The following is a 24,365-nucleotide window of genomic DNA, read 5'->3' on the forward strand; positions in this document are numbered from 1 at the left end:
CTTGCTGGGGGGCGTTTTTTTCCCCAAAACTGGGGGGCAACCAAAGAGAAAAAACAGAGGGGTTTTGGGGAAAAAAAACATCCCCCGCCCGGAAAAAAAAACCCCCCCCCCCCCCGGGGCCTGCGTGGAGCCGGGCCGTCAGGCGTCAGCCCAGGTCGCCCGTGGCCGTGCGCTCGGCCAGTCGGACCAGGGTCCGGACGGCGGAGCCGGTGCCGCCCTTGGGGGTGTAGCCGTACGGGGCGCCCTCGTGGAAGGCGGGGCCCGCGATGTCGAGGTGGGCCCAGGTGATGCCCTCGCCGACGAACTCCTGGAGGAAGAGGCCGGCCACCAGGCCGCCGCCCATGCGGACACCCATGTTGGCGATGTCGGCGGTGGGGGAGTCCATGGACTTGCGCAGGTCCTCGGGGAGCGGCATCGGCCAGGAGGCCTCGCCGACCTCCTCGGCGATCTCGTGGATCGAGGTGCGGAAGGCGTCGTCGTTGGCCATGATGCCGAAGGTGCGGTCACCCAGGGCCATCACCATGGCGCCGGTCAGGGTCGCCACGTCGACGATCGCGTCCGGGTTCTCCTCGGAGGCCTTGGTCAGCGCGTCGCCCAGGACCAGACGGCCCTCGGCGTCCGTGTTGAGCACCTCGACCGTCTTGCCGCTGTACATGCGCAGCACGTCGCCGGGCTTGGTGGCCGAGCCGGACGGCATGTTCTCGGCGAGCGCGAGCCAGCCGGTGACGTTGACCTGGAGGCCGAGCTTGGCGGCCGCGACGACGGAGGCGAAGACGGCGGCGGCGCCGGCCATGTCGCACTTCATCGTCTCGTTGTGGCCGGCCGGCTTCAGGGAGATGCCGCCGGAGTCGTAGGTGATGCCCTTGCCGACGAAGGCGAGGGTCTTCTCCGCCTTGGCGTGGGTGTAGGAGAGCTTCACCAGGCGCGGCGGGTTCTCGGAGCCCTTGCCGACGCCCATGATGCCGCCGTAGCCACCCTTGATCAGGGCCTTCTCGTCCAGGACCTGGACCTTGATGCCGTTCTCCTTCGCGGTCGCACCGGCGACTGCGGCGAAGGCCTCGGGGGTGAGGTCGTTCGGCGGGGTGTTGACGAGGTCACGGGCGATGTTGATCTCGGTCGCGACGATCGTGGCGCGCTCGGCCGCGGCCTTGTGCTCCTTGTCGCGCGGCTTGGCGCCGAGCAGGGCGATCTCGGCGAGAGGCTGCTTCGGGCCGCCGTTCTTGGAGCCGGCGGCCTTCTTCTCGCCGCCCTGGTACGCGGTGAAGGCGTACGCGCCCAGCAGCGCGCCCTCGGCCACGGCCGTCACGGCGGAGGCGTCGTCCAGGGGGAGCGCGAAGGCGGCCTTCTTGGTGCCGTGCAGGGCACGGGCGGCGGCGCCGGCGGCGCGGCGCAGCGCCTCCTCGTCGTAGGACTCGTCCGTGTCGGGAAGGGAGCCCAGCCCGACCGCCAGCACGACCGGGACCTTGAGGCCGTCCGGGGCCGGCAGCTTGGTGGTCTCGCCTTCGGCGCCCGAGGCACCGAGCGCGTCGAGCACGGCGGCGAGCTTGCCGTCGTACGCCTTGTCCACGGCCTCGGCGCCCGCGGCGACGACGGGGCCCTTGGGGCCCTTCGCCACGCCGACGACGAGGACGTCGGCGCGCAGCGTCGCCGGTCCGGCAGTGCTGAGAGTCAGAGCAGTCACGGTGGTGAATTCTCGCTTCCGTTTTGGTGGTGTGGGCCGAGTGGGTGGACGGCCGTCCGTAGCGATCGTATTCGGGCCCGATGGCCGCCGGAAACGAGCCTACGCGCACGTACTGGTCCGCACGTCACTCGAAGGTTTGGCAAGTTGTTCGATCTAGAGGTCGTCAGGTTCACCCATCTGTGGACTCTGTTCCACGTTTGCCTCTTAGACCTGACGAGGTCCGAAACACTCGGACCACTCTCGCAAGGGGACGCGGGGTCCCTTTGCATCATTTCCACAGAAGCCTCCCCGGTCTGGCCCCATGCCACAGGCCGAAGTCGAGGATCTGCGGGGGGAAAGGCCGAAATGGTCCACAAGAACCGGATGAACAGGCTCGCCGCCGTCTGCCTCGCGGCCGCCATAGCATCCGTCGCAGTACCCGGAGCAGCCGCTCAGGCCGCGGTGACTCCGAGGATCGACCTGCGGGTGCTCGTCGTCGACGACGGCGGGAGCTCGGTCGAGGCGATCACGGCGGAGCTCCGCGACACGGGGGTTCCGTACACCCGCATCGACCTGGGCAGCGGGAGCCGCCCGGTCGTCAACGCGGCGTTCCTCGCCGACACGGTCGACGGCCGGCCGCGCGCCAAGTTCCAGAGCGTGGTGCTGCCGAACGAGGATCCGTTCGGAGCGGGTTCGGCCGAGATGGCCGCCCTCGCCGCGTACGAGACGGCGTACGGGATCCGCCAGGTCGACGCGTACACCTGGGCGCACCCGGGCGTCGGCCTGGAGTACACCGACAACGGCGGCTACAGCGGGACCCTCGACGGCACCAAGGCCGCCGTCACCGCCGCCGGCAAGGCGGGCCCCTTCGCCTACCTCGGGGGGCAGGTGGACTTCGAGGACAACTCGCCGCTGATCCCCGAGAGCTACGGGTTCATGGCCAAGCCGCGGACCGGCTACACCAGCTACCTCGACGCCCCGGTCGGCTCCGGACGGGCTTCGCTCGTCGGCGAGTACGCCCACGACGGACGCAGCGAGCTGGTCGTCACCTTCGGCTACAACCAGTACCAGCAGCAGTTCCGGCTGCTGGCCCGGGGCATCGTCGAGTGGATGACCCAGGGCGTCCACCTCGGCCAGGAGCGCAACTACTTCGCGGTCCACGTCGACGACGTCTTCGCGCCGGACGCCCGCTGGAACAAAGACCTGAACTGCACCCCCGGCGACTACGCCTGCGCCGGCGGCGAGGGCCAGGAATCGACGATCCGGATGACGGCCGCCGACGCCGTGTACGCGGCGCAGTGGCAGACCTCCAAGAACTTCAAGCTCGACATGCTCTTCAACGGCGGCGCCGGCGAGGAGTGGAAGGCGGAGAACGGAGGCGTCGACGCCCTGACCGCCCAACTGGTCGCCGACCGGGCGAAGTACCGGTGGATGAACCACACCTACACCCACCCGTTCCTCGGCTGCACCCAGGACACCACCACCATCCCGTGGACCTGTACGAAGAACAGCGCCGGCGCGATCAACTACATGAGCCGCGCCGAGATCTCGGCCCAGATCCGCGACAACAACAACTGGGCCGCCGCCAAGGGCATCACCACCGACCGCACCGAACTGGTCACCGGTGAGCACTCCGGCCTCAAGACCCTCCCGCAGCAGCCCCAGGACAACCCCAACCTGGCCGGCGCGCTCGCCGACAACGGCGTGAAGTGGGCGGGCAGCGACAACTCCCGCGAGCCCGTGCAGCGGCCCGTGGGCGCCGCACTGACCGTCCCCCGGTACCCGATGAACGTGTACTACAACACGGGCACCAACGCCGAGATGGCCGACGAGTACAACTGGATCTACACCAGCCGCGCCCACGGCGGAAGCGGCATCTGCGAGGACAACCCCGGCACCTCCACCTGCCTGCCGGCCCCGCTCGACGCCGGCACGGGCTACCTGGACTACATCGTCCCGGCCGAGGCCAGGACCGCCATGCGGCACGTCCTGAACAACGACCCGCGCCCGCACTACGTCCACCAGTCCAACCTCGCCGAGGACCGCACCCTCTACCCGGTGCTCAACCAGGTCCTCGACACCTACCGCACCCTCTACGCGCCCTCCGCGCCGATCGTGAACCAGAGCATGAAGGACACCGGCGTCGAGCTCCAGCGCCGCGCGGCCTGGAACGCGGCGGTCGCCGCCAACCAGGTCACCGCCTACCGCATCGGCAAGGTCGTCACCGTCAAGGCGCCCTCCGGAGTCGTGGCCCCGGTCACGGCGCCCACCGGCACCAAGAAGCAGCTCCTTCTGGGCACCGCGGACTTCGGCACCGCCTACGCCGGCTCCCGCTCCGCCTGGACGGCTCCCGAGCTGCTCCAGAGCGCCGTCACGCTGAACATGCCCTGACGCTCCACCTGCCCTGACCAGCCGGGCACGCACGTACAAGACAGCCACGCGTACCACCTAGCGCCGGCGCTCCGCGAACCACGGGCGCCGGCCCCTTTTCCGTCCTTGGGGGGACACACCGCATGAGCCATGGGCGCCATGTCACCATGCTCACCGAAGGCACCTACCCGCACGTCCACGGGGGCGTCAGCACATGGTGCGACCAACTGGTCCGCGGCATGCCGGAGGTCGACTTCAACGTCATAGCCCTGACCGGCTCCGGACGCGAGCCGGTCACCTGGGAACTGCCGCGCAACGTCTACCGCCACACCAGCGTTCCCCTCTGGGGCGCCCCGCCGGCCCGCAGACTCCGTTCCGGCCTGCGGGGCAAGACCAAACGCGGTTTCGCCGAGACCTACGAGACCTTCCTGCTCTCCCTGCTCGACCCCGAGCGCGGCGGATTCTCCGAATCCCTGCGCGAACTGGCCCTGCTGGCCCGCTCCGGGCGGCTCGCCGCGGCCCTGCGCTCCGAATCGGTCCTGCGCCTGCTGATGACCGTCTGGACCCGCCCCGGCCTGGTCACCGCCGCCGCCGAGCCCACCATCCACGACGCGCTCACCGCCACCGACCTGCTGGAACACGCACTGCGCCCGCTGTCCGTGCGGATCCCGCCCGACAGCGTCGCGCACGCCGTCAGCAGCGGACTGGCCACCCTCCCCGCGCTCGCCGCCAAGTACCTCGACCAGGTGCCCTTCCTCCTCACCGAGCACGGCATCTACCTCCGCGAGCGCTACCTCGGCTACCGCAGCGCCGAACAGCGCTGGCCCGTCAAGGCCCTCATGCTCGGCTTCTACCGCGAGCTCAACACCGAGGGCTACCGGCAGGCCGACCTGATCACCCCGTGCAACCAGTACAACCGCCGCTGGGAGGAGCGCGGGGGAGCCGACGCCGAGCGGATCCGCACCGTCTACAACGGCGTCGACCCGCACGCCTTCCCCGAGGCCGGCCCCGAACCCGAGGTCCCCACCCTCAGCTGGTGCGGCCGCATCGACCCCATCAAGGACCTCGAAACCCTCGTCCGGGCCTACGCCTTCATGCGCGAGGAGCTCCCCGCCCTGCGACTGCGCCTCTTCGGCCCGGTCCCGGCGGGCTGCGAGGACTACAAGCTCAAGCTGGAGAAGCTCGCCGCCGAACTGGGCGTGAGCGACGGGATCACCTACGAGGGCCGCATCGACGACGTGGCCCGGGCCTACGGAGCCGGCTCCGTCGTGATGCTCTCCTCCATCAGCGAGGGCTTCCCCTTCTCCATCATCGAGGCCATGTCCTGCGGCCGCACCACCGTCTCCACCGACGTGGGCGGGGTCCGCGAAGCCGTCGGCGACACCGGGCTCGTCGTCCCGCCGCGCGAGCCCGAGACCATGGCCCGCGCCACCCTCGCCCTGCTCCGCGACGACGAACGCCGCGCGGAACTGGGCCGGATGTCCCGCAAGCGGGTGGTGGAGAAGTTCACGCTCCACCAGTCCGTGGACGGCTTCCGCCACATCTACCGCGAGCTCGCCGGCCAGCCCGTCCTGCCCGTCCACGTGGGCGACGAATGGACCCAGCGCCTCGCCGACCCCTGGTACAAGGAACTCGCCGCCGACGGGAGCCTGTGGTGAGCGGATCCCTCTGGCTCAAGCCGCCCGGCCCGGACGGAACCTGGGTGGCCGTCGGCCACGCCGCGGCCGCCGGGCGCGGTACGGCGCCCGCCGCCGACGCGGCCGACGCCCTGCCCGGCATCCCCCGGCCGCGCCGCGAAGGACGCGACGGACCGGCCGCCGACCCGATGGACGAACTCGCCGAGCGCCTCGACGCGTTCATCGCCGCGGCCGTCCACCCCGACGAGATCGCCGCCGTCCTGGAATCCGACGGCATGACCGACGAGCACATCCGCCTCGCCTACGGGCGCCAGGACTCCTTCGGCCTCGCCGAGGAGCTCTACGCCCGGGTGCCGCGCTCCTTCCCGGAGCCCGACCGGGTCCCCGACCCCTGGAAGGTGCCCCTCACCGCCTGCCTCCTGCGCGGGGTGATCTTCGCCCTGCCCGGGCTCGCCTACCTGCTGGGCGCACCCCTGCTGGAGGGCCCCAAGGACCGGCTGGGGCTGCCCGCCGGGACGCTCACCCTGCTCGCCGGAGCGCTCATCGGCTGGGTCTGGGACCAGACCCTGTCCCACCGGGCGTACTCCTGGCTCGGCCTCGGCGACCGGGCTGCCGCCGGGCGGACCCTGCTCGCCGGAGCCCCCGCGGGGGCCCTCCTGGGTACCGCCGCCGCCCTGGCGGTACCCGGCGGGCCCCCCTTCTCCTACGCCTTCGCCGCCGGCCAGGCCCTCTACGTCGGGGCCGCCACCGTGCTGCTCGTCCTCGGGCGGGAGCGGCTGCTGCTGGCCGCGCTCGCCCCGATGGCCGCCGGGGCCCTGCTCACGCTCCTCGTGGAACTGCCCGTCCCGGTGCGGGTGTTCCTGCTGACGGCCTCCCTCCTGGCCGCCTGCGCCCTGGCCGTACGGGAACTGCCGCTGGCCGACGGCGTACGGGCCCTCGTGCTCCGCGCCCGCGGCTGGACGGAGCGCCGGCCGGGCGAACGGGGTCCGGTGCGCTGGCAGATGCTGCGCGGCGCCGAGGAGGAGTACGGACCGCGCGGACCCCGGCTCGGGGACTCCGTCCCGTACGGGGTGTTCGGCCTGGGCACCGGGCTGCTCGTGCTCTACGCCGCCCTGGGCGAGGTGCTCGCCGGGGGCCCCGCCGAGGCGGTCGCGGCCCCCTCGGCCGTGGCGCTCACCCTCAGCATGGGACCCGCCGAATGGCTGCTCCACCGGTTCCGCAGCGGCAGCCTCGCCGGGCTGCGCGCGGCCCGCTCGCCCCGCCGGTTCCGGCTGCGGATGCTCTCCACCCTGGCCCGGTGCCTCGCCGTCTACCTGGCCGTGCTGCTGGCCCTCGGCCTCACCGGAACCCTGCTCTGGCCCGGCGCGCCCGGTCTGACCGGGGTCCGGGTCGCCACCCTGCTGCTGCTCGGCGCCGTGATGTGGACCGGGCTGCTCCTGCAGTCCTTCGGGGCGGTCCGGCCCGCCGCGGTGGTCTGCGCCTCCGCCGCCGTCGCGCAGAGCCTGGCCCTGCTCCTGGGCCTCGGGCAGCCGCGCGCCGTGCAACTGGCCGTCGCCGGAGCCGCGGCGCTCGCGCTGGGCACCCTGGTCTGCCTGCTCCTCGGCCGGGCCACGGCCCACCGCTGACTCCGGCCCCTCACCACCGATGCACGTGAACCCGTACGAGAAGAAGGACCTCATGCTCCTGGTGCCCCTCTACGAGCACCCCGCCGACCGCCCCGAGTACTGGGAGCGGCTCATCCGCTCCGCGGGCCGGCTGCACTCCGTGGTGCTCAACCCCGCCAGCGGGCCCGGCGAGGCCCCCGACGAGCGGTTCGCCGCCGTCGCGGAACGGCTGCGCGGGGCCGGGGTGCCCGTCCTGGGGTACGCCGACACCGACTACGGGCGGCGCCCGCACGCCGCCGTGGTCCAGGACCTGCTGCGCCACCGCGACTGGTACGGCACCGACGGGACCTTCCTGGACCAGGCCGCGGCCGGCCCGGAGTTCCTGCCGCACTACCGGCGGCTCGTCGTCGCGGCGCGGGCCGCCGGGGCCCGTACCGTCGTCCTCAACCACGGAGTGCACCCCCACCCCGGCTACGCCGAACTCGCCGACCTGCTCGTCACCTTCGAGGGACCCTGGGACGCCTACCGGGACGCGGCCGCCGTCCCCCCGTGGACCGCCGACCACCCCGCCCACCGGTTCTGCCACCTCGTCTACGCCGTCCCGCCGGGCGCCCCGGCCGCCGAACTCGCCGAACGGCTGGCGGCCCAGCGGGGGGCGGGGGTGCACTGCGCGGTCCCGGGGACCGGCGCGCACCCGTGGGGGACCCTGCCGTACGCCCTGGAGGCCGCCGGATGAGACGTACGAGACCTACGCCGACCCGTCAGCCGGCCCGGCGGCCCGCCCGCCGGTCCGCCCGCCGCCTGCTGGCCCTCGGGGCCGTCGCCGTCCTGCTGCTCGCGGCCTGCACCTCGGCCCCGGACGACGACGAGGAGCAGCCGGAGGACCTCTCGCCCGCTCCGGCGCCCGGGGAGCGCTGGCAGCCGGCGCCCGGGGTGAGCTGGCAGTGGCAGATCACCGGGAAGCTCGACACCTCGGTGAAGGCGGCGGTCTACGACATCGACGGGTTCACCACCACCAAGGAGCAGGTCGCCGAACTGAAGGCGGCCGGCCGACGGACCATCTGCTACCTCTCCACCGGCGCCTGGGAGGACTTCCGGCCGGACGCCGGGGCCTTCCCGCCGTCGATGCGCGGCGAGGGCAACGGCTGGGAGGGCGAGCGCTGGCTGGACATCCGGCGGCTCAAGGAACTGGAACCGCTGATCGCCAAGCGGTTCGACATGTGCCGGGACAAGGGATTCGACGCCGTGGAGCCGGACAACATGGACGCCTACCGCAACAAGTCCGGCTTCCCGCTCACCGCCGGCGACCAGCTGAACTACAACCGGCTGATCGTGCGGCTCGCCCACGACCGGGGGCTGTCGGTCGGTCTGAAGAACGACCTGGACCAGATCCCTGAACTGGTGGGGGACTTCGACTTCGCGGTCAACGAGCAGTGTGCCCAGTACGACGAGTGCGCACGGCTGACCCCGTTCATCGTGGCGGGCAAGGCCGTCTTCCACGTGGAGTACGAGCTCCCGGCGAGCCGGTTCTGCGCCGCCTCGCGCGCACTGAAGCTCAGCTCGCTGGAGAAGAAGTACGAGCTCGGCGCCTGGCGGAAGGCCTGCTGACCCGGAGGCCTCTCAGCCCACCGGAAGGATGGCGTGCACCCGGTAGCCGCCCCCGAAGCGGGGCCCGGCGAAGCAGGAGCCGCCCAGGGCCACGGCCCGCTCGCGCATGCCGAGCAGGCCGTGCCCGCCGCCGGGGTCGCGGGGCTCCGGCGCGGGCTCCGGCGCGGGGTCGGGCGAGGATCCGCCGTCGTCCAGCACGGTCACCTCCACCGAGCCGCCCACCCGCACCACACTGACCTCGGCACCGGCCCCCGGACCCGCGTGCTTGCGGACGTTGGTCAGCGCCTCCTGGATCACCCGGTAGGCCGCCAGGTCCACGGCGGCCGGCAGCGGAACCGCGGCTGCCGGGCCCAGCTGGACCATCACCTTCACCGGGAGCCCGGCGTGCCGGAAGGTGTCCACCAGGTCGTCGAGTACGGCCAGGCCGGGCGCCGGTTCGGTCGGCGCCTCCGGGTCGCCGGACTGGCGCAGCAGCCCGACGGTCGCCCGCAGCTCGTTCAGGGCCGACCGGCTGGCGTCCCGTACGTGCGCCAGGGCCTCCTTGGCCTGGTCCGGACGCTTGTCCATGACGTGCGCGGCCACCCCCGCCTGCACGTTGACCAGGGCGATGTGATGGGCCACCACGTCGTGCAGGTCCCGGGCGATCCGCAGCCGCTCCTCGGCGACCCGGCGCCGGGCCTCCTCCTCGCGGGTCCGCTCGGCGCGCTCGGCCCGCTCCTGGATGGCGTCGATGAACGCCCGCCGGCTGCGCACCGCGTCCCCCGCGGCCGCGGCCATGCCGGTCCAGGCGAAGATGCCGAGGTTCTCCTGCGCGTACCAGGGCAGGGGTCCGGAGAGCATGGCCACGCCCGTCAGCCCGGCCATGGTGAGCAGGCCGAGCTTCCAGGTGGTGGGCCGGTCGGTGCGGGAGGCCACGGTGTACAGGGCGATCACCGTGCACATGGCGACGGGTGCCCGCGGCTCCCCGGTGGTCAGTTCCAGCAGCGAGAGCCCGATGGCGACCGCCAGCACCAGGCGCGGCCGTCGGCGCCGCAGCACCAGGGCGCCCGCACCGAGCACCATGAGGACGAGCGAGAACGGCTCCGGGGTACGGGTCCCGAAGGTCGGCCCGTGCTCCCCGTGCGGGTCGGCGAAGGATCCGACGACCATCGCGACGAGCGCCCCGAGCGCCAGTACGGCGTCGGTGGCCAGCGGATGGTCCCGCATCCACTGCCGTGTGGGGGCGAGCGGCCCGAGGTGTGTCGTCACCCCGATACGGTACGGCCCCGCGCGGGTTCTCAGACCCGGGGCGGCGGAACGGGAGGCGTCCCGGGCGGGGCCGGGGGCGCGGCCGCGGCCGGGGGCCGCCCCAGCGGGGCGCGGGAGCGCTCGGGTCCCCACTTGGCGCGGACCAGGCAGATCAGCATCACCGAGGCGATGGCGGCCAGGTGTTCCTTGCCCGCCAGGTTGTCCTTGAAGAGCAGCTCGCCGATCATCACCAGGATCACGAGGGAGCCGGTCAGGTAGGCCCGGTAGCGCCAGCAGACGTAGACGGCGAGTCCGACCACCGCCGCCGAGGGCCCCGTGTCGTTGACGATCTTGTCCGACACGGGCAGGCCGAAGGGGTGGTCCGGACCGAGCGAGAGCCCGATCCGCGCGTACGTGGTCCCGGCCAGGGTGGCCACGTAGCCGATGACCAGCGTGCGCCACCAGCCGATGCAGATCTCCGAGATCCCGAAGACGAGGAGGATCTGCGCGAGCGCACCCCACACCGGCAGGTCCAGCGCCGGGACGAACAGCGACAACGGGGTCCGCAGCAGGGCCAGCCAGAGCGGGTCGACGGCCTTGACCGACCCGAGGTCCTGCACCGGCTGGAAGCCCCATGACGTCTGCTGCACGATCTGGAAGACGGCGGTCAGGCAGACCGCGCCGAGGGTCATCGGGATCGCCCGCCACGTGTCGCGGACGAGCGCGTCCCGGACCGTCCGGTACAGGGGCCCCCACTCGCGGCGGGCGAACCGCCGCAGTGAGGCAGTGGTCAACGCTTGCTCTCCAGATGTCTGCGGTGCATCCACTTCGGCAGCCCGGGTGCTTCCAGGAAGCCCTCGGCCCGGCCCGCGGCGATCCCGATCCGCAGCAGGTCCGAACTCTTCTCGAAGAGCATGAACCGCGGTTCCCAGATCGGCCGGTATTTGGCGTTGGCCCGGTAGAGGGACTCGATCTGCCACCAGCGCGAGAAGAAGCTCAGCAGCGAGCGCCACAGACGCAGCACCGGACCGGCGCCGAGCTTCGACCCGCGCTCGAAGACGGAACGGAACATCGCGAAGTTCAGCGAGACCTGTGTGACCCCGATCTCCTTTGACCGCTCCAGGAGTTCGATGACCATGAACTCCATCAGACCGTTCTCGGAATCCCGGTCACGGCGCATCAGGTCCAGCGACAGGCCCTTGGGTCCCCAGGGGACGAAGGACAGCACGGCGCGCAGCTCGCCCTCGCCGTCGAAGCACTCCAGCATCACGCACTGGCCGTCGTCGGGATCGCCCAGCCGGCCCAGTGCCATGGAGAAGCCGCGCTCGGTCGCGCCGTCGCGCCAGTCGTCGGCGCGCAGCAGGAGCACGTCCATCTCCTCGGCCGGGATGTCGGCGTGCCGGCGGATGCGGACGGTGTAACCGGCGCGCTTGACGCGGTTGTACGCCTGGCGGACGGTGCGCATGGCGCGGCCCTCCAGGGTGAACTCGTCGGTCTCGACGATGGCCTCGTCGCCCAGCTCCAGTGCGTCCAGTCCGTGCCGGGCGTAGATCTGCCCGGCCTCCTCGCTCGCGCCCATCACGGCGGGCACCCAGCCGTGCTCGCGGGCTTCGGCCAGCCAGGGGTCGATGGCGCCGGGCCACGCCTCGGGGTCGCCGATCGGGTCGCCGGAGGCCAGCGAGACCCCGCCGACGACGCGGTAGGTGACCGCGGCCTTGCCGGTGGGGGACCAGATGACGGACTTCTCGCGGCGCAGCGCGAAGTAGCCCAGCGAGTCGCGGTCGCCGTGCCGGGCGAGCAGCAGGCGCAGCTTCTCCTCGTCCTCCTCGGTGATCGGGTCCACGGCGCGGCGCGAGCGGAAGGCCGCGAACAGCACGGCGAGCAGCAGCAGCGTCGACATCACGTTGATCGCCACGTCCACCCAGCTCGGGGTGGTGATGGCGTTGTACGCCTTGTCGTCCGGTGCCAGGGTGACCAGCCGCATCACGCCGTACCGCCAGCGGGCCAGGAACGTGGCGTCCGCGGCGTCCGGGTCGGTGTTGGTCGCGCCGACGAGCAGGGCGGCGACCAGCGAGGTCACCAGCAGGCCGACGGAGGCGACCAGGCTGGCCAGCAGCGGGTTGGAGCGGTCGCCCTTGGCGTAGAACTCCCGGCGGCCCAGCAGCAGGGCGCCGACGAAGAGCGCGGTCAGCCCGAAGGCCACCCAGTTCTGCGGGTGGACGCGGAACTCCGGGTAGCAGAACTCGTACGAGCCCCCCGAGCACGGGGTGAAGGAGGCGACGGCGGCCATCGCGAAGGCCGCCAGCAGCAGCCCGCTGAGCACGAGGTTCAGGATCCAGGCCGCGCGCTTGCGGCGGCCCATGGTGACGGTGAGCAGCAGTGAGAACGCCGCGGAGGCGAAGCCGGCCGTGAGCAGGTACGGAGTGTAGAAATCGGCGGTGCTGTGCCGGCGCAGGTCCTGGCCGAGCGAGAACCACACCGCGCTGAGCAGGTTGACGAAGGTGACGGCGCGCAAGTACCACACCGCGAAGGTGGCGCTGCGCCGCGAACGGACGCTTCCGCGGCCGGTGCTCCGGGTGGCCCCCTGGCCGGCCGGTGTGGCTCCTTGAGCGTTCCCCTGGGTGTTCCCCGGGGCGTTCGCCGGGGTGTTGGCCTGGGCGTTCCCCCGCCCGCCCCCCGGATTGTTTCTGCCGTTCGGATCCCCACCGGTTCGGTCGGTCTTCCGATCGGTCTCTGCGCTGGTCAAACGGACCTCTCCCATAAAAAGCGATGATATGGGGCATCGCGGTCCGTGCTGGGGTCCCGAGGGCCGCGGCCTGGTCAGGACCGTGGGCCCCGGTGACTCATTCGGTCGGCTCGGCCGCTCGTTCGGGGAGTTCCGCCGCGAGTGCGGCGGCCGCCTGGACGAGGGGCAGAGCCAGCAGCGCCCCGGTTCCTTCTCCCACAGTGACGCCGTGGTCGAGCACGGGGTTGAGTGCCATCCGGTCCAGTGCCTTCGCCTGGCCGGGCTCCCCGCTGGCCTGTCCGGCCAGCCACCAGTCCGGGGCCCGGAAAGCGGCCCGCTGGGCCACCAGCCCGCAGGCCGCCGAGACCACCCCGTCGAGGATCACGGGGGTGCGGCGCACCGCGCACTGGAGCAGGAAGCCGGTGATCGCCGCGACGTCGGCGCCGCCGACGGTGGCGAGCAGCGCGACCTGATCCCCGAGGACGGGCCGGGCGCGTCGCAGCGCGTCGCGGATCGCCGCGCACTTGCGCATCCAGGTCAGATCGTCGATCGGCATGCCGCCGCGGCCGGTGACCACGGAGGCGTCGGTGCCGCACAGGGCGGCGACGAGGGTCGCGGCGACGGTGGTCCCGCCGACGCTCAGGTCGCCGAGGACGACCAGGTCGGTCCCGGAGTCGGCTTCCTCGTCGGCGATCTGGATGCCGAGGAGCAGCGCGGCCCGGGCCTCCTCGACCGTCAGTGCGTCCTCGACGTCGATGCGCCCGCTGCCGCGCCGGACGCGGTGCTTGGTGATCTCCTGGGGCAGCAGGTCGGGATCGCAGTCCAGGCCGGCATCGACGATCCGTACGGAGGCGCCGAGCCGCTCGGCCAGGATCGCCACCGGGCTCCGGCCGTCCAGGACGGCCCGCACCAGCTCGTGGGCGCCGCCGGCGGGACGTGCGGAGACCCCCTCGGAGGCCACCCCGTGGTCGGCGGCGAACAGCACGACGCGCGGCCGCTCGATCGGCTTGACCGGCACCCGTCCCTGGGCGGCGGCGAGCCACTCGGCCAGTTCGTCGAGCCGCCCCAGCGCCCCGACCGGCACGGCCAGCCGTTCACGGCGTTCCTCGGCGTCACGCCGGACGCCCCCGTCGGGGCGCTCGATCAGATCGGAGAAGTCGTCGAGATTCAGCGTGGTCATTTGCCAGAGGGTACAGCGGAGCCCTGCGGGGCTTGAACGGTCCTCACGCCCCGCGGCGCACGGCTATTGCTTCAGGGTCAGTGCCTGCCCCGCCACCACCAGGAGGACGTGCTCGCACTCCCCGGCGACCCCCGCGTTCAGCCGCCCCAGCTCGTCGCGGAACCGCCGCCCGGACGCCGTCGCGGGAACGACCCCGGAGCCGACCTCGTTACTGACCAGCACCACCTGCCGACGGGTGGACCGGACCGCCGCCACCAGGTCACCGACGCGCGCGGCCAGCTCTTTGCTTCCCCCCTCCGCCCACACGGAGTCGTCCCACGCACCGGCCCGGTCCATGGCGTCCGTGAGCCACAGCGCCAGGCAGTCGATGAGCAGCGCCGGCCCCTCCTGCGCCAGCAGCGGCACCAGATCGCAGGTCTCCACCGTCCGCCAGGACGCGGCCCTGCGCTCGCGGTGGAGCCCGATCCGCGCGGCCCAGTCCGGGTCGCCCTCGCGCGTACCGCCCGTGGCCACGTAGACGACCTCCGGGTAGCCGGTCAGCCGCCGCTCGGCCTCGTACGACTTGCCCGACCGGGCGCCGCCCAGGACCAGGGTCCGCCGCGGCACCTCGGGCGCCGGCCGGTACTCCCCGGCCGCCACCGTGGTCCCGTCCGGCACCGTCCGCGCGCCCGCGGCGGCGCACCGGCGCTCCAGTTCCGCGCCCGGCGGGGTGTCGTGGTCCAGGTGGACGGCGATCACGTCCGTCGCCGGGCCCACCGCTCCGCTGGCCCGCAGGCGCGCCAGCGCCTCCGGCCGGCCGAGCACGTCCGCGAGGACCACGTCGTACGGGCGCCGCCCGCTGGTGCCCGAGGTCCCGGCCGGGGCGCCGCCCGGCGGCAGGTACAGCATCCGGGAACCGTCCGGCCCGGTCACCTCGTACCCGGTGCCCGGCGCGTCCATCGGCACGGCCCGCACCCGGTGCCCGGAGATCACCGCGAGCTCCCGTCCGTCCGGCACTCGCCCGGCCGCCGGCAGCCCCGGCGGCAGCTCGACGGCGGGGCCGTCGTGCGGGTGGGTCAGCAGGACCTGCCGTACGGCGGCCAGCGAATGCCCCGCCCGGGCGCCGGCGAGCACCGCGCCGGGGGTCAGGTCCAGCAGCAGCGCCCCGTCCACGAGCACGGAGGTGGCGGCGCGTGCGCGGGGCCCCACGGAGAGCGCGCACGCGGCGCAGGGACAGCCGGGGCGGGGCAGTCCTTCGGGTGTGCCGGTGCCGAGCAGAGTGAGTTCCACAGGATGATCCTCCCGCGTCGCCGGGACTGCTGCGCGCCCGGTTAGTCTGCGGGCACACTCAAGGCGAGAAGCGTGTGAGAAGCGGACGAGCAACGGAGGCGGACATGGCGTGGACGTGGCGGTTCGAGACGGCCGACGGCAGTGAGACGAGCCCGTCGGTGGTGCCGGAGGAGTTCACCACGCAGGGGGACGCCGAATCCTGGATCGGCGAGTACTGGAAGGACCTGCTGGAGGGCGGTACCGAACAGGTGAAGCTGTCCGACGACAACGGGGTCCAGCTCTACACGATGAGCCTGCGCGAGGCCGCGGAACTCTGACTGGTACTGACCGGCGCTGCCCGGCTCTGATCGGGTACGCGAGAGCCCGGACCCCTCGGGGGTCCGGGCTCGGCGGTGTCCACGGCGGCCCTGCGGCCCGGGGCTCAGCCCCGTACGCCGCACAGGTGCAGCAGCGCGGCGACCCCGCGGTAGGGGTCGGTCCGCCCGGCGCGGTCCTCGGCGGCGAGCAGCCGCTCCAGTTCCGCGTCGGCGGGCAACTTGTCCGCCGCCTCGGTGCCGTCGGTGAAGACGCGCACCCCGTACCAGGTCTGCAGCGGGGCGCCGATCCCCGACAGGGTCGCGGTCAGTGTGGTCAGCCGGTCGGCGCGCACGTCCAGGCCGAGCCGGTTCGTGTAGTCGACGCCCTCGAAGGCCGCCAGCGCGCCCGTCCAGTCACCGTGCAGGCCCGGCCGCATGGCGAGGGCGTCGCCGTTGCGCACCAGCAGGGACAGCAGCCCGCCGGGGGCCAGCATCCGGGCGAGCCCGGCGAGCATGGCGTCCGGCTCGGGCACGTACATGAGGACGCCGTGACAGAGCACGACGTCGAAGCTGCCCGGCAGGAAGTGCGCACCGGTCTCCCGGCCGTCGCCCTCCATGAGGCGGACGCGGTCCCGGATCCCGGGGGGCTCGGCGGCCAGCACCTCACGGGCGACGGAGAGCATGGCCGGATCCTGCTCCAGCCCGGTCACCATGTGCCCGGCGCGGGCCAGGCGCAGCGCTTGCGTGCCCTGGCCCATGCCGACGTCGAGGACGCGCAGCCGCTGCCCCACGGGGAAGCGGTGCGCGATCTGCTCGTCCACCTGACGGCCGACGAGCTCCTGGCGCACCGCATTGCGGAGCCCGCCGAGGCCTTCCAGCCACAGCCGGGCCCCGTCCGCGAAGCCACCCCCGCCGAACGCTCCGGGCGTTCCTGGGCTCAGGGCCGTTCCCCGCGCTTGACCTGCGGCTTCGGCAGACGCAGCCGGCGCATCTGGAGGGTGCGCATCAGGCCGTACGCGACGGCGCCGCGCTTGGGCTCGTCCGGGAAGCGCTGGTTCAGGGCCTTGCGCAGGCGGATGAACATGCCGATGGAGTCGACGATGATCAGCGCGATCACGCCGAGCCACAGCAGGAGCGCGATGTTCTGGATGGACGGCACCCGCACCATGCTCAGCACCAGGATGATCACGGCCAGCGGCAGGAACATCTCGGCGACGGAGAAGCGGGAGTCCACGAAGTCGCGCACGTAGCGGCGCACGGGACCCTTGTCGCGGTTGGGCAGATAACGCTCGTCGCCATTGGCGAGGGCCTCGCGCTGCTTGGTCATCTCGACCCGGCGGCGCTCACGAGCTCGCTTGGCATCCTCCTTGCGGTTGCCGGTCGAGGCCACCACGGCCTTGCGCTGCGACTGGGCCACAGCACGCTTCGGCGTCGGGCGGCCCTTCGGGGCCTGAGGGTCACGGGACTGCGAGAGGTCGGCGCTCACCTTGTCGGTGGCGGCGTCCTTCTCTTCCTTGGAGGATCGGCTACCAAACACAAACCCAAGGGTACGTGGTTGCGGCCACGGGCCCCATCCCGCCGGGGAACGATCCGGCAACGGCGGGCGTCCTACCTGAGGGAAGCACCTACTCCTTACGCCTGACACGGCGGACGAGCAGTCGTCCTGGAGGAGGAGCGCATCCCCGCTCGAACAGTGCGGTAATAGAGGCAGGGCCCGTACTGTGGGTCTTGTTGGTGACCTGGAGCACAGTCCGTCTAGAAGGGGGCGCGCGAAGCCCATGAGCGGTGTCATGAAGCGTATGGGGATGATCTTCCGCGCGAAGGCGAACAAGGCCCTGGACCGGGCCGAGGACCCGCGCGAGACCCTTGACTACTCGTACCAGAAGCAGCTCGAACTGCTTCAGAAGGTGCGCCGCGGCGTCGCCGACGTGGCGACCTCCCGCAAGCGGCTGGAGCTGCAGCTCAACCAGCTCCAGGGCCAGTCCAGCAAGCTGGAGGACCAGGGCCGCAAGGCGCTGGCCCTGGGCCGCGAGGACCTGGCCCGTGAGGCCCTGTCCCGCCGCGCCTCGCTGCAGCAGCAGGTCAGCGACCTGGAGGTGCAGCACCAGACCCTCCAGGGCGAGGAGGAGAAGCTGACCCTCGCCGCGCAGCGGCTCCAGGCCAAGGTGGACGCCTTCCGTACGAAGAAGGAGACCATCAAGGCCACGTACACGGCCGCCCAGGCCCAGACGCGGATCGCCGAGTCCTTCTCCGGCATCTCCGAGGAGATGAGCGACGTCGGCCTTGCCATCCAGCGTGCCGAGGACAAGACGGCGCAGCTCCAGGCCCGCGCGGGCGCGATCGACGAGCTGCTCGCCTCCGGCGCGCTCGACGACCAGAGCGGCCTCGGCTCCAAGGACGACATCCAGGCCGAGCTCGACCGCCTCTCCGGCGGGACGGACGTGGAGCTGGAGCTCCAGCGCATGAAGGCCGAGCTGGCGGGCGGCCCCTCCGCCCAGCAGTCGGCCATCGAGGGCGGCACCCCGGGCGCCGGCCAGCAGTCGCAGACCCAGCACCGGTTCGACAAGCAGTAGGACGGGGCCCGTCATGATTGTCCGCATCATGGGGGAAGGTCAGGTGGAGCTGGCGGACAGCCACTTCACCGAGCTCAACAAGCTGGACGACGAACTGCTGGCCGAGATGGAGAGCGGCGACGAGGCGGGCTTCCGGCGCACGCTGGGGGAGCTCCTCGACGCCGTACGGCGCCTGGGCACACCGCTGCCCGACGAGGCGCTGGAGCCGTCCGAGCTGATCCTGCCCGCCCCCGACGCCTCGCTGGGCGAGGTGCGGGAGATGCTCAGCGACGACGGGCTGATCCCGGGCTGACCGCGAGCAGGCGTGAAGAAGGGCCCGCCCCTGGGGGCGGGCCCTTCTTCCGTCCGTGTTCCTGTTCCGTGTTCCGTCAGTGCGACTCCTTCTCGGAGGACCGTTCCGAGTCCGGGGTCCCGCCGATGAAGTTCTCGAACTTGCGGCGCGGCGAGGCCCACCGGCGGTCGTGGTGGAAGGCGCGCAGCCCGGCCTTGGCGCGGGCCTTCGGCCGGTTCGCGTAGAACTTCTTCGCGTACGGGGAGCCGGGCCGGGCGAGGCGGATCGCCCCGATGAGCGCCACGAAGGGGATGACCACGCCGAAGAACGCGGTGCGCGCCTTGCCCTTCCACAGGGCGATCAGCGCGAGGAAGAAGTTGGTCGCCGTGTTCATGGCGACCAGGCCGCGGTTGTGCCGTTCGTCCTCGGTCAGGTCGTTGACCCCGAAGGGCAGGAAGCCGCCCAGCACCAGCGCCACGATCGCCGCCGTCAGGACCACGATCTCCACGCTCTTGCGGCCCTGCTCGCTCCAGTAGACGTCGTCCAGGTGCAGGATCAGCGCGAACTCGTCCAGCACCAGCCCCGCTCCCAGTCCGAAGATCACGGCCGACAGGCCGGCCCCGAAGCTGTGCCGGGCGCTCCCGATCGCCCCGAAGCCGCCGATGATCACGAGGATCACGCCGGGGACCACGTGGTGGACGTGCAGGCCGCCCGGGGTGACGTTCTTGAAGGGCCCCCGGCCCGCCCGGATCATGCGGGTGATCATGCGGGTGACCAGGAAGGACAGGACGAAGGAGACCAGCGCGAGGAGCAGCGGGAGCTTCCCGGGCTCCACGATGTTGCGATACCACCAGTGACCCATGCCACCACCTCCCGATTTGGGGCGTTATGGGTAACTTACCGGTCTCGTCGAGCAGGTAGCGTTCGCGCCGATGACAGATTCGTACGACGGCCCGTCCCCGACGCCGCCCCCGGAGCGAGCCTCGCTGCTCGACGGGGTCCGCTTCGCCTTCGGCACGCTCACCGTGCTGCCCACCCGCATCACCCGCTGGGACCGTCCCGCCGCCCGCACCGGCATGGCCTGCGCCCCGCTCGCCGGGCTCGTCGTGGGGCTCCTCGCGGCCGTGCCCGGCGTGCTCCTCCTCGTCTGCGGCGGCGGGCCGCTGCTCGCCGCGGCCGTCACCGTCGCCGTACCGGCGGCCCTGACCCGCGCCCTGCACCTGGACGGCCTCGCCGACACGGTGGACGGACTGGGCAGCGCCAAGCCGGCCGACGCCGCGCTGCGCATCATGAAGCAGTCCGACATCGGCCCGTTCGGGGTGGTGGCGCTGGTGTTCGTGCTGCTGGTCCAGGTCGCCGCCCTGGCCAACGTGTACGCGGACAGCTGGATCCGGGGCGCCCTGGCCGCCGTGCTCGCCGCCGTCACCGCCCGGCTCGCCATGACCCTGGCCTCCCGCGACGGGGTCCCCCCGGCCCGCCCCGAGGGGCTGGGCGCGGCCGTCGCCGGAGTCGTCCCGCGCGAGGCGGCCGTCGCCGTCGCCGGGCTCGTGCTGGTCCTGTCCGCCGCCGTCGCGCTGCCGCTGGGCCTGCCGGCCGCCGCGCAGCACGCGGTGGCGGTCCTGGCCCCCCTGTTGGCGCCCGAGGCCCTGCTCCGCCGGTGCGTGCGCCGCTTCGACGGGGTCACCGGTGACGTGTTCGGATCCCTGGCCGAGATCTCGGCGACGACGGCCCTGGTCGTACTGGCCCTGGGCTAGCCGGACCCCGCCGCACGGGGCGACGTAGGGTCGGGGCGTGGAAACGACCCCGAACCAGGACCCGACGCCCATCCGGGTGCTCCTCGCCGACGACCAGGCCCTGCTGCGCAGCGCGTTCAAGGTGCTCGTCGACTCCGAGGCCGACATGTGCGTCGTGGGGGAGGCCTCCGACGGGGCGCAGGCCTTCGAGCTGGCGCGCACGGTCCGGCCCGACGTCGTGCTCATGGACATCCGGATGCCCGGCACCGACGGCCTCGCCGCCACCCGGCTGATCAGCGCCGACCCCGAACTGACCGGCGTGCGTGTGGTGATGCTGACGACCTTCGAGGTGGACGAGTACGTGGCGGCGGCCCTGCGGGCGGGCGCCTCCGGTTTCCTCGGCAAGGGCGCCGAACCGGAGGAGCTGCTCAACGCCATCCGCGTCGCGGCCGCCGGCGACGCGCTGCTCTCCCCGGCCGCCACCAAGGGGCTCATCGCCACCTTCCTCGCGCAGGGCGGCGGCGCCGGGGACACCCCCGCCGCAGGCGCCGCCCACGCACAGCGCCTGGCCGCGCTGACCGGACGCGAACGCGAGGTCCTCGTCCTCGTGGCCGCGGGCCTGTCCAACGACGAGATCGCCCGCCGGCTGGAAGTCAGCCCGCTCACCGTCAAGACCCACGTGAACCGGGCCATGTCCAAGCTCGGCGCCCGCGACAGGGCGCAATTGGTGGTCATCGCGTACGAATCGGGACTGGTCCGGCCCAGGGCCGAGTAGAACGGAGGACCTTCGGAGCCGTCCCGAGCGGTTCGGAGTAGTCCCGCCTACTGCGGACGCGGTATGCCCCGGATAAGGACGAGACCTGGGGGCGACGTCGGCGTGCCCGTGCGCACGAGAGGCTGAGGGGCCCCGCGCGTGCCCGAAGGCACGGCTGCCCGTCATGCCTCGTAGACGTCACCGCGTCCCTGCAGAGAGATCCCCATAGCCATGTTCCGGCTGTCCCGCTTCAGCCTCGCCCAAAGGGCGCTGATCGGCCTCGTGTCGCTCGTCGCGCTCCTCTTCGGCGCCATAGCCATCCCGCAGCTCAAGCAGCAGCTGCTGCCCTCCATCGACCTGCCGATGGTGTCCGTGCTCGCGCCGTACCAGGGTGCCTCGCCCGACGTGGTGGAGAAGCAGGTCGTCGAACCGATCGAAGCCATGCTCAAGGGCGTCGACGGCATCACCGGCATCACGTCCACCGCCAGCGAGGGCAACGCCCTGATCATGGCGACCTTCGACTACGGCGACGACGGCACCAAGCAGCTCGTCGCCGACGTCCAGCAGGCCGTCAACCGGGCCCGCGTACGGCTGCCCGCCGAGGTGGACCCGCAGGTGATCGCCGGTTCCACCGACGACATGCCGACCGTGGTCCTCGCCGTCACCTCCGACAAGGACCAGCAGGCGCTGGCCGACCAGCTGACCACGTCCGTGGTCCCCGTTCTGGAGGACATCGCGGGCGTCGGCCAGGTCACCGTCGACGGGGTCCGGGACCTCCAGGTCACCGTCACCCCCGACGACGCCAAGCTCGCCGCCGCCGGCCTCGACGGCGCGGCCCTGGCCCAGGGCCTGCAGGCGGGCGGCGCCACCGTCCCCGCCGGCTCCTTCGACGAGGCGGGCAAGAACCGCACCGTGCGCGTCGGTTCGGGCTTCACCTCGCTCGCCCAGCTGGAGGACCTGCGCCTCACCGCCGGACCGGGCAAGCCCGCCGTCCGCCTCGGCGACGTGGCGAGCGTGAAGCAGGAGCCGGCCAAGGCCGACTCCCTCACCCGCACCAACGGCAAGCCCAGCCTCGCCCTGGTCCTCACCATGGACAAGGACGGCAGCGCCGTCGCCATCTCGGACGCGGTCAAGGACAAGCTGCCCGAGCTCCGCACCACCCTCGGCTCCGGCGCCGACCTGGCCGTGGTCAGCGACCAGGGCCCGGCCGTCGCCAAGTCCATCTCGGGCCTGACCACCGAGGGCCTGCTCGGCCTGGCCTTCGCGGTCATCGTGATCCTGGTCTTCCTCGGCTCGCTGCGCTCGACGCTGGTCACCGCGGTCTCCATCCCGCTGTCCGTCGTCCTCGCGCTGATCGTGCTGTGGACCCGCGACCTCTCCCTCAACATGCTGACGCTGGGCGCGCTCACCATCGCCATCGGCCGGGTCGTCGACGACTCGATCGTGGTCCTGGAGAACATCAAGCGCCACCTCGGCTACGGCGAGGAGCGCAGCAGCGCGATCATCACCGCGGTCAAGGAGGTGGCCGGCGCGGTCACTTCCTCCACGCTCACCACCGTCGCCGTCTTCCTGCCGATCGCCTTCGTCGGCGGCATGGTCGGCCAGTTCTTCGGCCCGTTCTCCATCACCGTCACCGCGGCCCTGCTGGCCTCGCTGCTCGTCTCCCTGACGGTCGTGCCCGTGCTCTCGTACTGGTTCCTGCGCGCGCCGAAGGGCGTCAGCGAAGGGGACGCCGCGAGCATCGAGAAGGCCCGCCGCGAAGCCGAGGAGAAGGAGTCCCGCAGCAAGCTCCAGCAGTTCTACGTACGGGCGCTGGACCTGGTCACCCGCCGCCGGATCGCCACCCTGGTCGTGGCCGTGGTGGTGTTCGTCGCGACGCTGGGCATGACCCCGCTGCTCAAGACGAACTTCTTCGACCAGGGCGAGCAGGAAGTCCTCAGCATCAAGCAGCAGTTGCCGCCCGGCACCTCGCTGGCGGCGGCCGACGAGGCGAGCCGCAAGGTCGAGAAGGTCCTGGAGGGGACCGAGGGGGTCAAGGACTACCAGGTCACCGTCGGTTCCTCCGGCTTCCTGGCCGCCTTCGGCGGCGGTACGGGCTCCAACCAGGCCTCGTACCAGGTCACGTTGGAGGACTCGGGGAAGACCGAGTCCGCCAAGAAGCACATCGAGACCGCCCTCAAGGGGCTCGACGGCATAGGCGAGACCACCATCGCGGCCGGCGACGGCTTCGGCAGCCAGAACCTCAGCGTCGTCGTCAAGGCCGGTGACGGGGCCGTCCTGGCCCGGGCCGCCGAGCAGGTCCGCGCCGAGGTGGCGAAGATCGAGGACGTCACCGACGTCCAGAGCGACCTGTCCCAGTCCGTACCCCGGATCTCGGTCACCGCCACCCCCAAGGCGGCGGAGTTCGGCCTGAACCAGGCGGCGCTCGGCGCCATCGTCGGCCAGGCCGTACGCGGCAACCCGGCGGGCAAGGCCGTACTGGACGACACCGAGCGGGACATCGTCATCAAGTCCGCGCAGCCGGCCACCACCCTGGCCCAGCTGCAGGCGCTGCCCGTCGGCCCCGTGAAGCTCGGCGACATCGCCGAGGTCAAGGAGGTCCCCGGCCCCGTCGCGATGACCCGGATCGACGGCGCCCGCGCCGCGACCATCAGCGCGAAGCCGGTCGGCGACAACACCGGCGCCGTCAGCTCCACCCTGCAGTCGAAGATCAAGGCCCTGGACCTGCCCGCGGGCGCCACGGCCACCATCGGCGGCGTCGGACAGGACCAGAGCGAGGCCTTCGGCCAGCTGGGCCTGGCCATGCTCGCGGCCATCGCGATCGTGTTCATGCTCCTCGTCGCGACGTTCCGCTCGCTCGTCCAGCCGCTGATCCTGCTGGTCTCGATCCCGTTCGCCGCGACCGGCGCGCTCGGCCTGCTCCTGGTCACCGGCACCCCGCTCGGCGTCCCGGCGCTGATCGGCATGCTGATGCTCATCGGCATCGTCGTGACCAACGCGATCGTCCTGATCGACCTGGTCAACCAGTACCGCGCCCAGGGCTACGGCGTGATCGAGGCGGTCGTCGAGGGCGGCCGTCACCGTCTGCGCCCGATCCTGATGACGGCACTGGCGACGATCTTCGCGCTGCTCCCGATGGCGCTGGGCGTCACCGGGGAGGGCGGCTTCATCTCGCAGCCGCTCGCGGTGGTCGTCATCGGCGGCCTCATCAGCTCCACCCTGCTGACCCTGCTCCTGGTACCGACCCTCTACACGATGCTGGAGCTCCGCAAGGAGCGCCGCAGCGCGAAGAAGAGGGCCCGCCTGACCGTGGTCCCGGCCCCGGCCGCCCCGGCGGAGGACGAGAGCCCGGTCAAGGTCTGAGCACCGTCTGAGCACTGTCCGTGTGCGGGCGTCCGTACGCCCGCACACGCCGAAGGGCCGCCCCTCGCAGGAGGGGCGGCCCTTCGGTCTGTGCC

The 24,365-nt window shown here is 72.3% G+C and carries 20 protein-coding genes; 11 read left to right on the plus strand and 9 right to left on the minus strand.

Translation table 11 applies throughout. The features are described from left to right. Positions 1-145 precede the first annotated feature (145 nt). Complete coding sequence (locus ACFRU2_RS14355) at positions 146-1,681, minus strand: leucyl aminopeptidase (protein ID WP_382971810.1); 1,536 nt, start codon at positions 1,679-1,681, stop codon at positions 146-148. A 345-nt stretch (positions 1,682-2,026) separates the two neighbouring features. Between ACFRU2_RS14355 and ACFRU2_RS14360 the strand changes: the two genes are divergently transcribed. The 5 genes from ACFRU2_RS14360 (at position 2,027) to ACFRU2_RS14380 (ending at position 8,879) form a co-directional block, all read left to right on the plus strand. Beyond that, positions 2,027-4,051, plus strand: coding sequence for a hypothetical protein (locus ACFRU2_RS14360; RefSeq protein ID WP_382971812.1), 2,025 nt, complete (start codon positions 2,027-2,029; stop codon positions 4,049-4,051). A 122-nt stretch (positions 4,052-4,173) separates the two neighbouring features. Continuing rightward, entirely contained in the window at positions 4,174-5,688 is a 1,515-nt protein-coding gene (gene pelF / locus ACFRU2_RS14365) for a GT4 family glycosyltransferase PelF (RefSeq protein ID WP_382971813.1), read from the plus strand. Continuing rightward, on the plus strand, positions 5,685-7,292 hold the full coding sequence (locus ACFRU2_RS14370) for a hypothetical protein (protein ID WP_382971814.1): 1,608 nt from the start codon (positions 5,685-5,687) through the stop codon (positions 7,290-7,292). The genes pelF and ACFRU2_RS14370 overlap by 4 nt, the downstream gene beginning before the upstream one ends. Positions 7,293-7,311: 19 nt before the next feature. Then, positions 7,312-8,007, plus strand: coding sequence for a spherulation-specific family 4 protein (locus ACFRU2_RS14375; RefSeq protein WP_382971816.1), 696 nt, complete (start codon positions 7,312-7,314; stop codon positions 8,005-8,007). Further along, complete coding sequence (locus ACFRU2_RS14380; protein WP_382971818.1) at positions 8,004-8,879, plus strand: endo alpha-1,4 polygalactosaminidase; 876 nt, start codon at positions 8,004-8,006, stop codon at positions 8,877-8,879. Before ACFRU2_RS14375 ends, ACFRU2_RS14380 begins: the two co-directional genes overlap by 4 nt. Before the next feature lie 12 nt (positions 8,880-8,891). Here ACFRU2_RS14380 and ACFRU2_RS14385 read toward each other — a convergent pair whose 3' ends face one another. The 5 genes from ACFRU2_RS14385 to ACFRU2_RS14405 form a co-directional block, all read right to left on the minus strand. Continuing rightward, positions 8,892-10,085 (minus strand): sensor histidine kinase, encoded by a 1,194-nt coding sequence (locus tag ACFRU2_RS14385; protein WP_382971920.1) that lies wholly within the window; start codon positions 10,083-10,085, stop codon positions 8,892-8,894. 71 nt (positions 10,086-10,156) lie between these two features. Then, on the minus strand, positions 10,157-10,900 hold the full coding sequence (locus ACFRU2_RS14390) for a hypothetical protein (RefSeq protein WP_382971819.1): 744 nt from the start codon (positions 10,898-10,900) through the stop codon (positions 10,157-10,159). Beyond that, entirely contained in the window at positions 10,897-12,867 is a 1,971-nt protein-coding gene (locus ACFRU2_RS14395) for a phosphatidylglycerol lysyltransferase domain-containing protein (protein ID WP_382971821.1), read from the minus strand. Before ACFRU2_RS14395 ends, ACFRU2_RS14390 begins: the two co-directional genes overlap by 4 nt. 82 nt (positions 12,868-12,949) lie before the next feature. Beyond that, on the minus strand, positions 12,950-14,011 hold the full coding sequence (cobT, locus tag ACFRU2_RS14400; RefSeq protein WP_382971822.1) for a nicotinate-nucleotide--dimethylbenzimidazole phosphoribosyltransferase: 1,062 nt from the start codon (positions 14,009-14,011) through the stop codon (positions 12,950-12,952). A 63-nt stretch (positions 14,012-14,074) separates the two neighbouring features. Next, complete coding sequence (locus ACFRU2_RS14405) at positions 14,075-15,280, minus strand: bifunctional adenosylcobinamide kinase/adenosylcobinamide-phosphate guanylyltransferase (RefSeq protein WP_382971824.1); 1,206 nt, start codon at positions 15,278-15,280, stop codon at positions 14,075-14,077. A 104-nt stretch (positions 15,281-15,384) separates the two neighbouring features. Here ACFRU2_RS14405 and ACFRU2_RS14410 point away from each other — a divergent pair, with 104 nt between their 5' ends. Then, positions 15,385-15,597, plus strand: a complete 213-nt coding sequence (locus tag ACFRU2_RS14410) for a hypothetical protein (RefSeq protein WP_250742535.1) — start codon at positions 15,385-15,387, stop codon at positions 15,595-15,597. Between the two features lie 104 nt (positions 15,598-15,701). On the opposite strand, the gene ACFRU2_RS14415 is transcribed toward ACFRU2_RS14410, so the two are convergent. Together ACFRU2_RS14415 and ACFRU2_RS14420 are read right to left on the minus strand one after the other, a co-directional pair. After that, positions 15,702-16,424: a class I SAM-dependent methyltransferase gene (locus ACFRU2_RS14415; RefSeq protein WP_382971826.1), complete on the minus strand. Its 723-nt coding sequence runs from the start codon at positions 16,422-16,424 to the stop codon at positions 15,702-15,704. Between the two features lie 89 nt (positions 16,425-16,513). After that, the gene (locus ACFRU2_RS14420; RefSeq protein ID WP_382971828.1) at positions 16,514-17,113 is read right to left on the minus strand and encodes a DUF3043 domain-containing protein; all 600 of its coding nucleotides are present in this window, start codon (positions 17,111-17,113) and stop codon (positions 16,514-16,516) included. A 241-nt stretch (positions 17,114-17,354) separates the two neighbouring features. Here ACFRU2_RS14420 and ACFRU2_RS14425 point away from each other — a divergent pair, with 241 nt between their 5' ends. Further along, positions 17,355-18,149 (plus strand): PspA/IM30 family protein, encoded by a 795-nt coding sequence (locus tag ACFRU2_RS14425; RefSeq protein ID WP_382971830.1) that lies wholly within the window; start codon positions 17,355-17,357, stop codon positions 18,147-18,149. Positions 18,150-18,162: 13 nt separating this feature from the next. Next, complete coding sequence (locus ACFRU2_RS14430; protein WP_382971832.1) at positions 18,163-18,441, plus strand: hypothetical protein; 279 nt, start codon at positions 18,163-18,165, stop codon at positions 18,439-18,441. A 76-nt stretch (positions 18,442-18,517) separates the two neighbouring features. Here the strand turns inward: ACFRU2_RS14430 and ACFRU2_RS14435 are convergent, their stop codons facing one another. Further along, on the minus strand, positions 18,518-19,282 hold the full coding sequence (locus ACFRU2_RS14435) for a hypothetical protein (RefSeq protein ID WP_382971834.1): 765 nt from the start codon (positions 19,280-19,282) through the stop codon (positions 18,518-18,520). A gap of 70 nt (positions 19,283-19,352) precedes the next feature. Between ACFRU2_RS14435 and ACFRU2_RS14440 the strand changes: the two genes are divergently transcribed. The 3 genes from ACFRU2_RS14440 to ACFRU2_RS14450 all read left to right on the plus strand — a co-directional run bounded on the left by ACFRU2_RS14440 (position 19,353) and on the right by ACFRU2_RS14450 (position 24,270). Beyond that, positions 19,353-20,174 (plus strand): adenosylcobinamide-GDP ribazoletransferase, encoded by an 822-nt coding sequence (locus tag ACFRU2_RS14440; RefSeq protein ID WP_382971836.1) that lies wholly within the window; start codon positions 19,353-19,355, stop codon positions 20,172-20,174. Positions 20,175-20,211: 37 nt separating this feature from the next. Continuing rightward, complete coding sequence (locus tag ACFRU2_RS14445; RefSeq protein ID WP_382971838.1) at positions 20,212-20,928, plus strand: response regulator; 717 nt, start codon at positions 20,212-20,214, stop codon at positions 20,926-20,928. A gap of 210 nt (positions 20,929-21,138) precedes the next feature. Next, positions 21,139-24,270, plus strand: coding sequence for an efflux RND transporter permease subunit (locus ACFRU2_RS14450; RefSeq protein WP_382971839.1), 3,132 nt, complete (start codon positions 21,139-21,141; stop codon positions 24,268-24,270). Positions 24,271-24,365 lie beyond the last annotated feature (95 nt).

It is taken from the genome of Streptomyces sp. NPDC056883 (assembly GCF_042788835.1).
GTDB lineage: Bacteria > Actinomycetota > Actinomycetes > Streptomycetales > Streptomycetaceae > Streptomyces > Streptomyces stoeckheimensis.

Bases quoted from the DNA above. Each gene is read 5' to 3' on its own strand.
- ACFRU2_RS14360 (WP_382971812.1), top strand. From the start codon at position 2,027: ATGGTCCACAAGAACCGGATGAACAGGCTCGCCGCCGTCTGCCTCGCG.
- pelF (WP_382971813.1), top strand. From the start codon at position 4,174: ATGAGCCATGGGCGCCATGTCACCATGCTCACCGAAGGCACCTACCCG.
- ACFRU2_RS14375 (WP_382971816.1), top strand. From the start codon at position 7,312: ATGCACGTGAACCCGTACGAGAAGAAGGACCTCATGCTCCTGGTGCCC.
- ACFRU2_RS14380 (WP_382971818.1), top strand. From the start codon at position 8,004: ATGAGACGTACGAGACCTACGCCGACCCGTCAGCCGGCCCGGCGGCCC.
- ACFRU2_RS14385 (WP_382971920.1), bottom strand. From the start codon at position 10,085: ATGCGGGACCATCCGCTGGCCACCGACGCCGTACTGGCGCTCGGGGCG.
- ACFRU2_RS14395 (WP_382971821.1), bottom strand. From the start codon at position 12,867: ATGGGAGAGGTCCGTTTGACCAGCGCAGAGACCGATCGGAAGACCGAC.
- cobT (WP_382971822.1), bottom strand. From the start codon at position 14,011: ATGACCACGCTGAATCTCGACGACTTCTCCGATCTGATCGAGCGCCCC.
- ACFRU2_RS14410 (WP_250742535.1), top strand. From the start codon at position 15,385: ATGGCGTGGACGTGGCGGTTCGAGACGGCCGACGGCAGTGAGACGAGC.
- ACFRU2_RS14425 (WP_382971830.1), top strand. From the start codon at position 17,355: ATGAGCGGTGTCATGAAGCGTATGGGGATGATCTTCCGCGCGAAGGCG.
- ACFRU2_RS14430 (WP_382971832.1), top strand. From the start codon at position 18,163: ATGATTGTCCGCATCATGGGGGAAGGTCAGGTGGAGCTGGCGGACAGC.
- ACFRU2_RS14435 (WP_382971834.1), bottom strand. From the start codon at position 19,282: ATGGGTCACTGGTGGTATCGCAACATCGTGGAGCCCGGGAAGCTCCCG.
- ACFRU2_RS14440 (WP_382971836.1), top strand. From the start codon at position 19,353: ATGACAGATTCGTACGACGGCCCGTCCCCGACGCCGCCCCCGGAGCGA.
- ACFRU2_RS14450 (WP_382971839.1), top strand. From the start codon at position 21,139: ATGTTCCGGCTGTCCCGCTTCAGCCTCGCCCAAAGGGCGCTGATCGGC.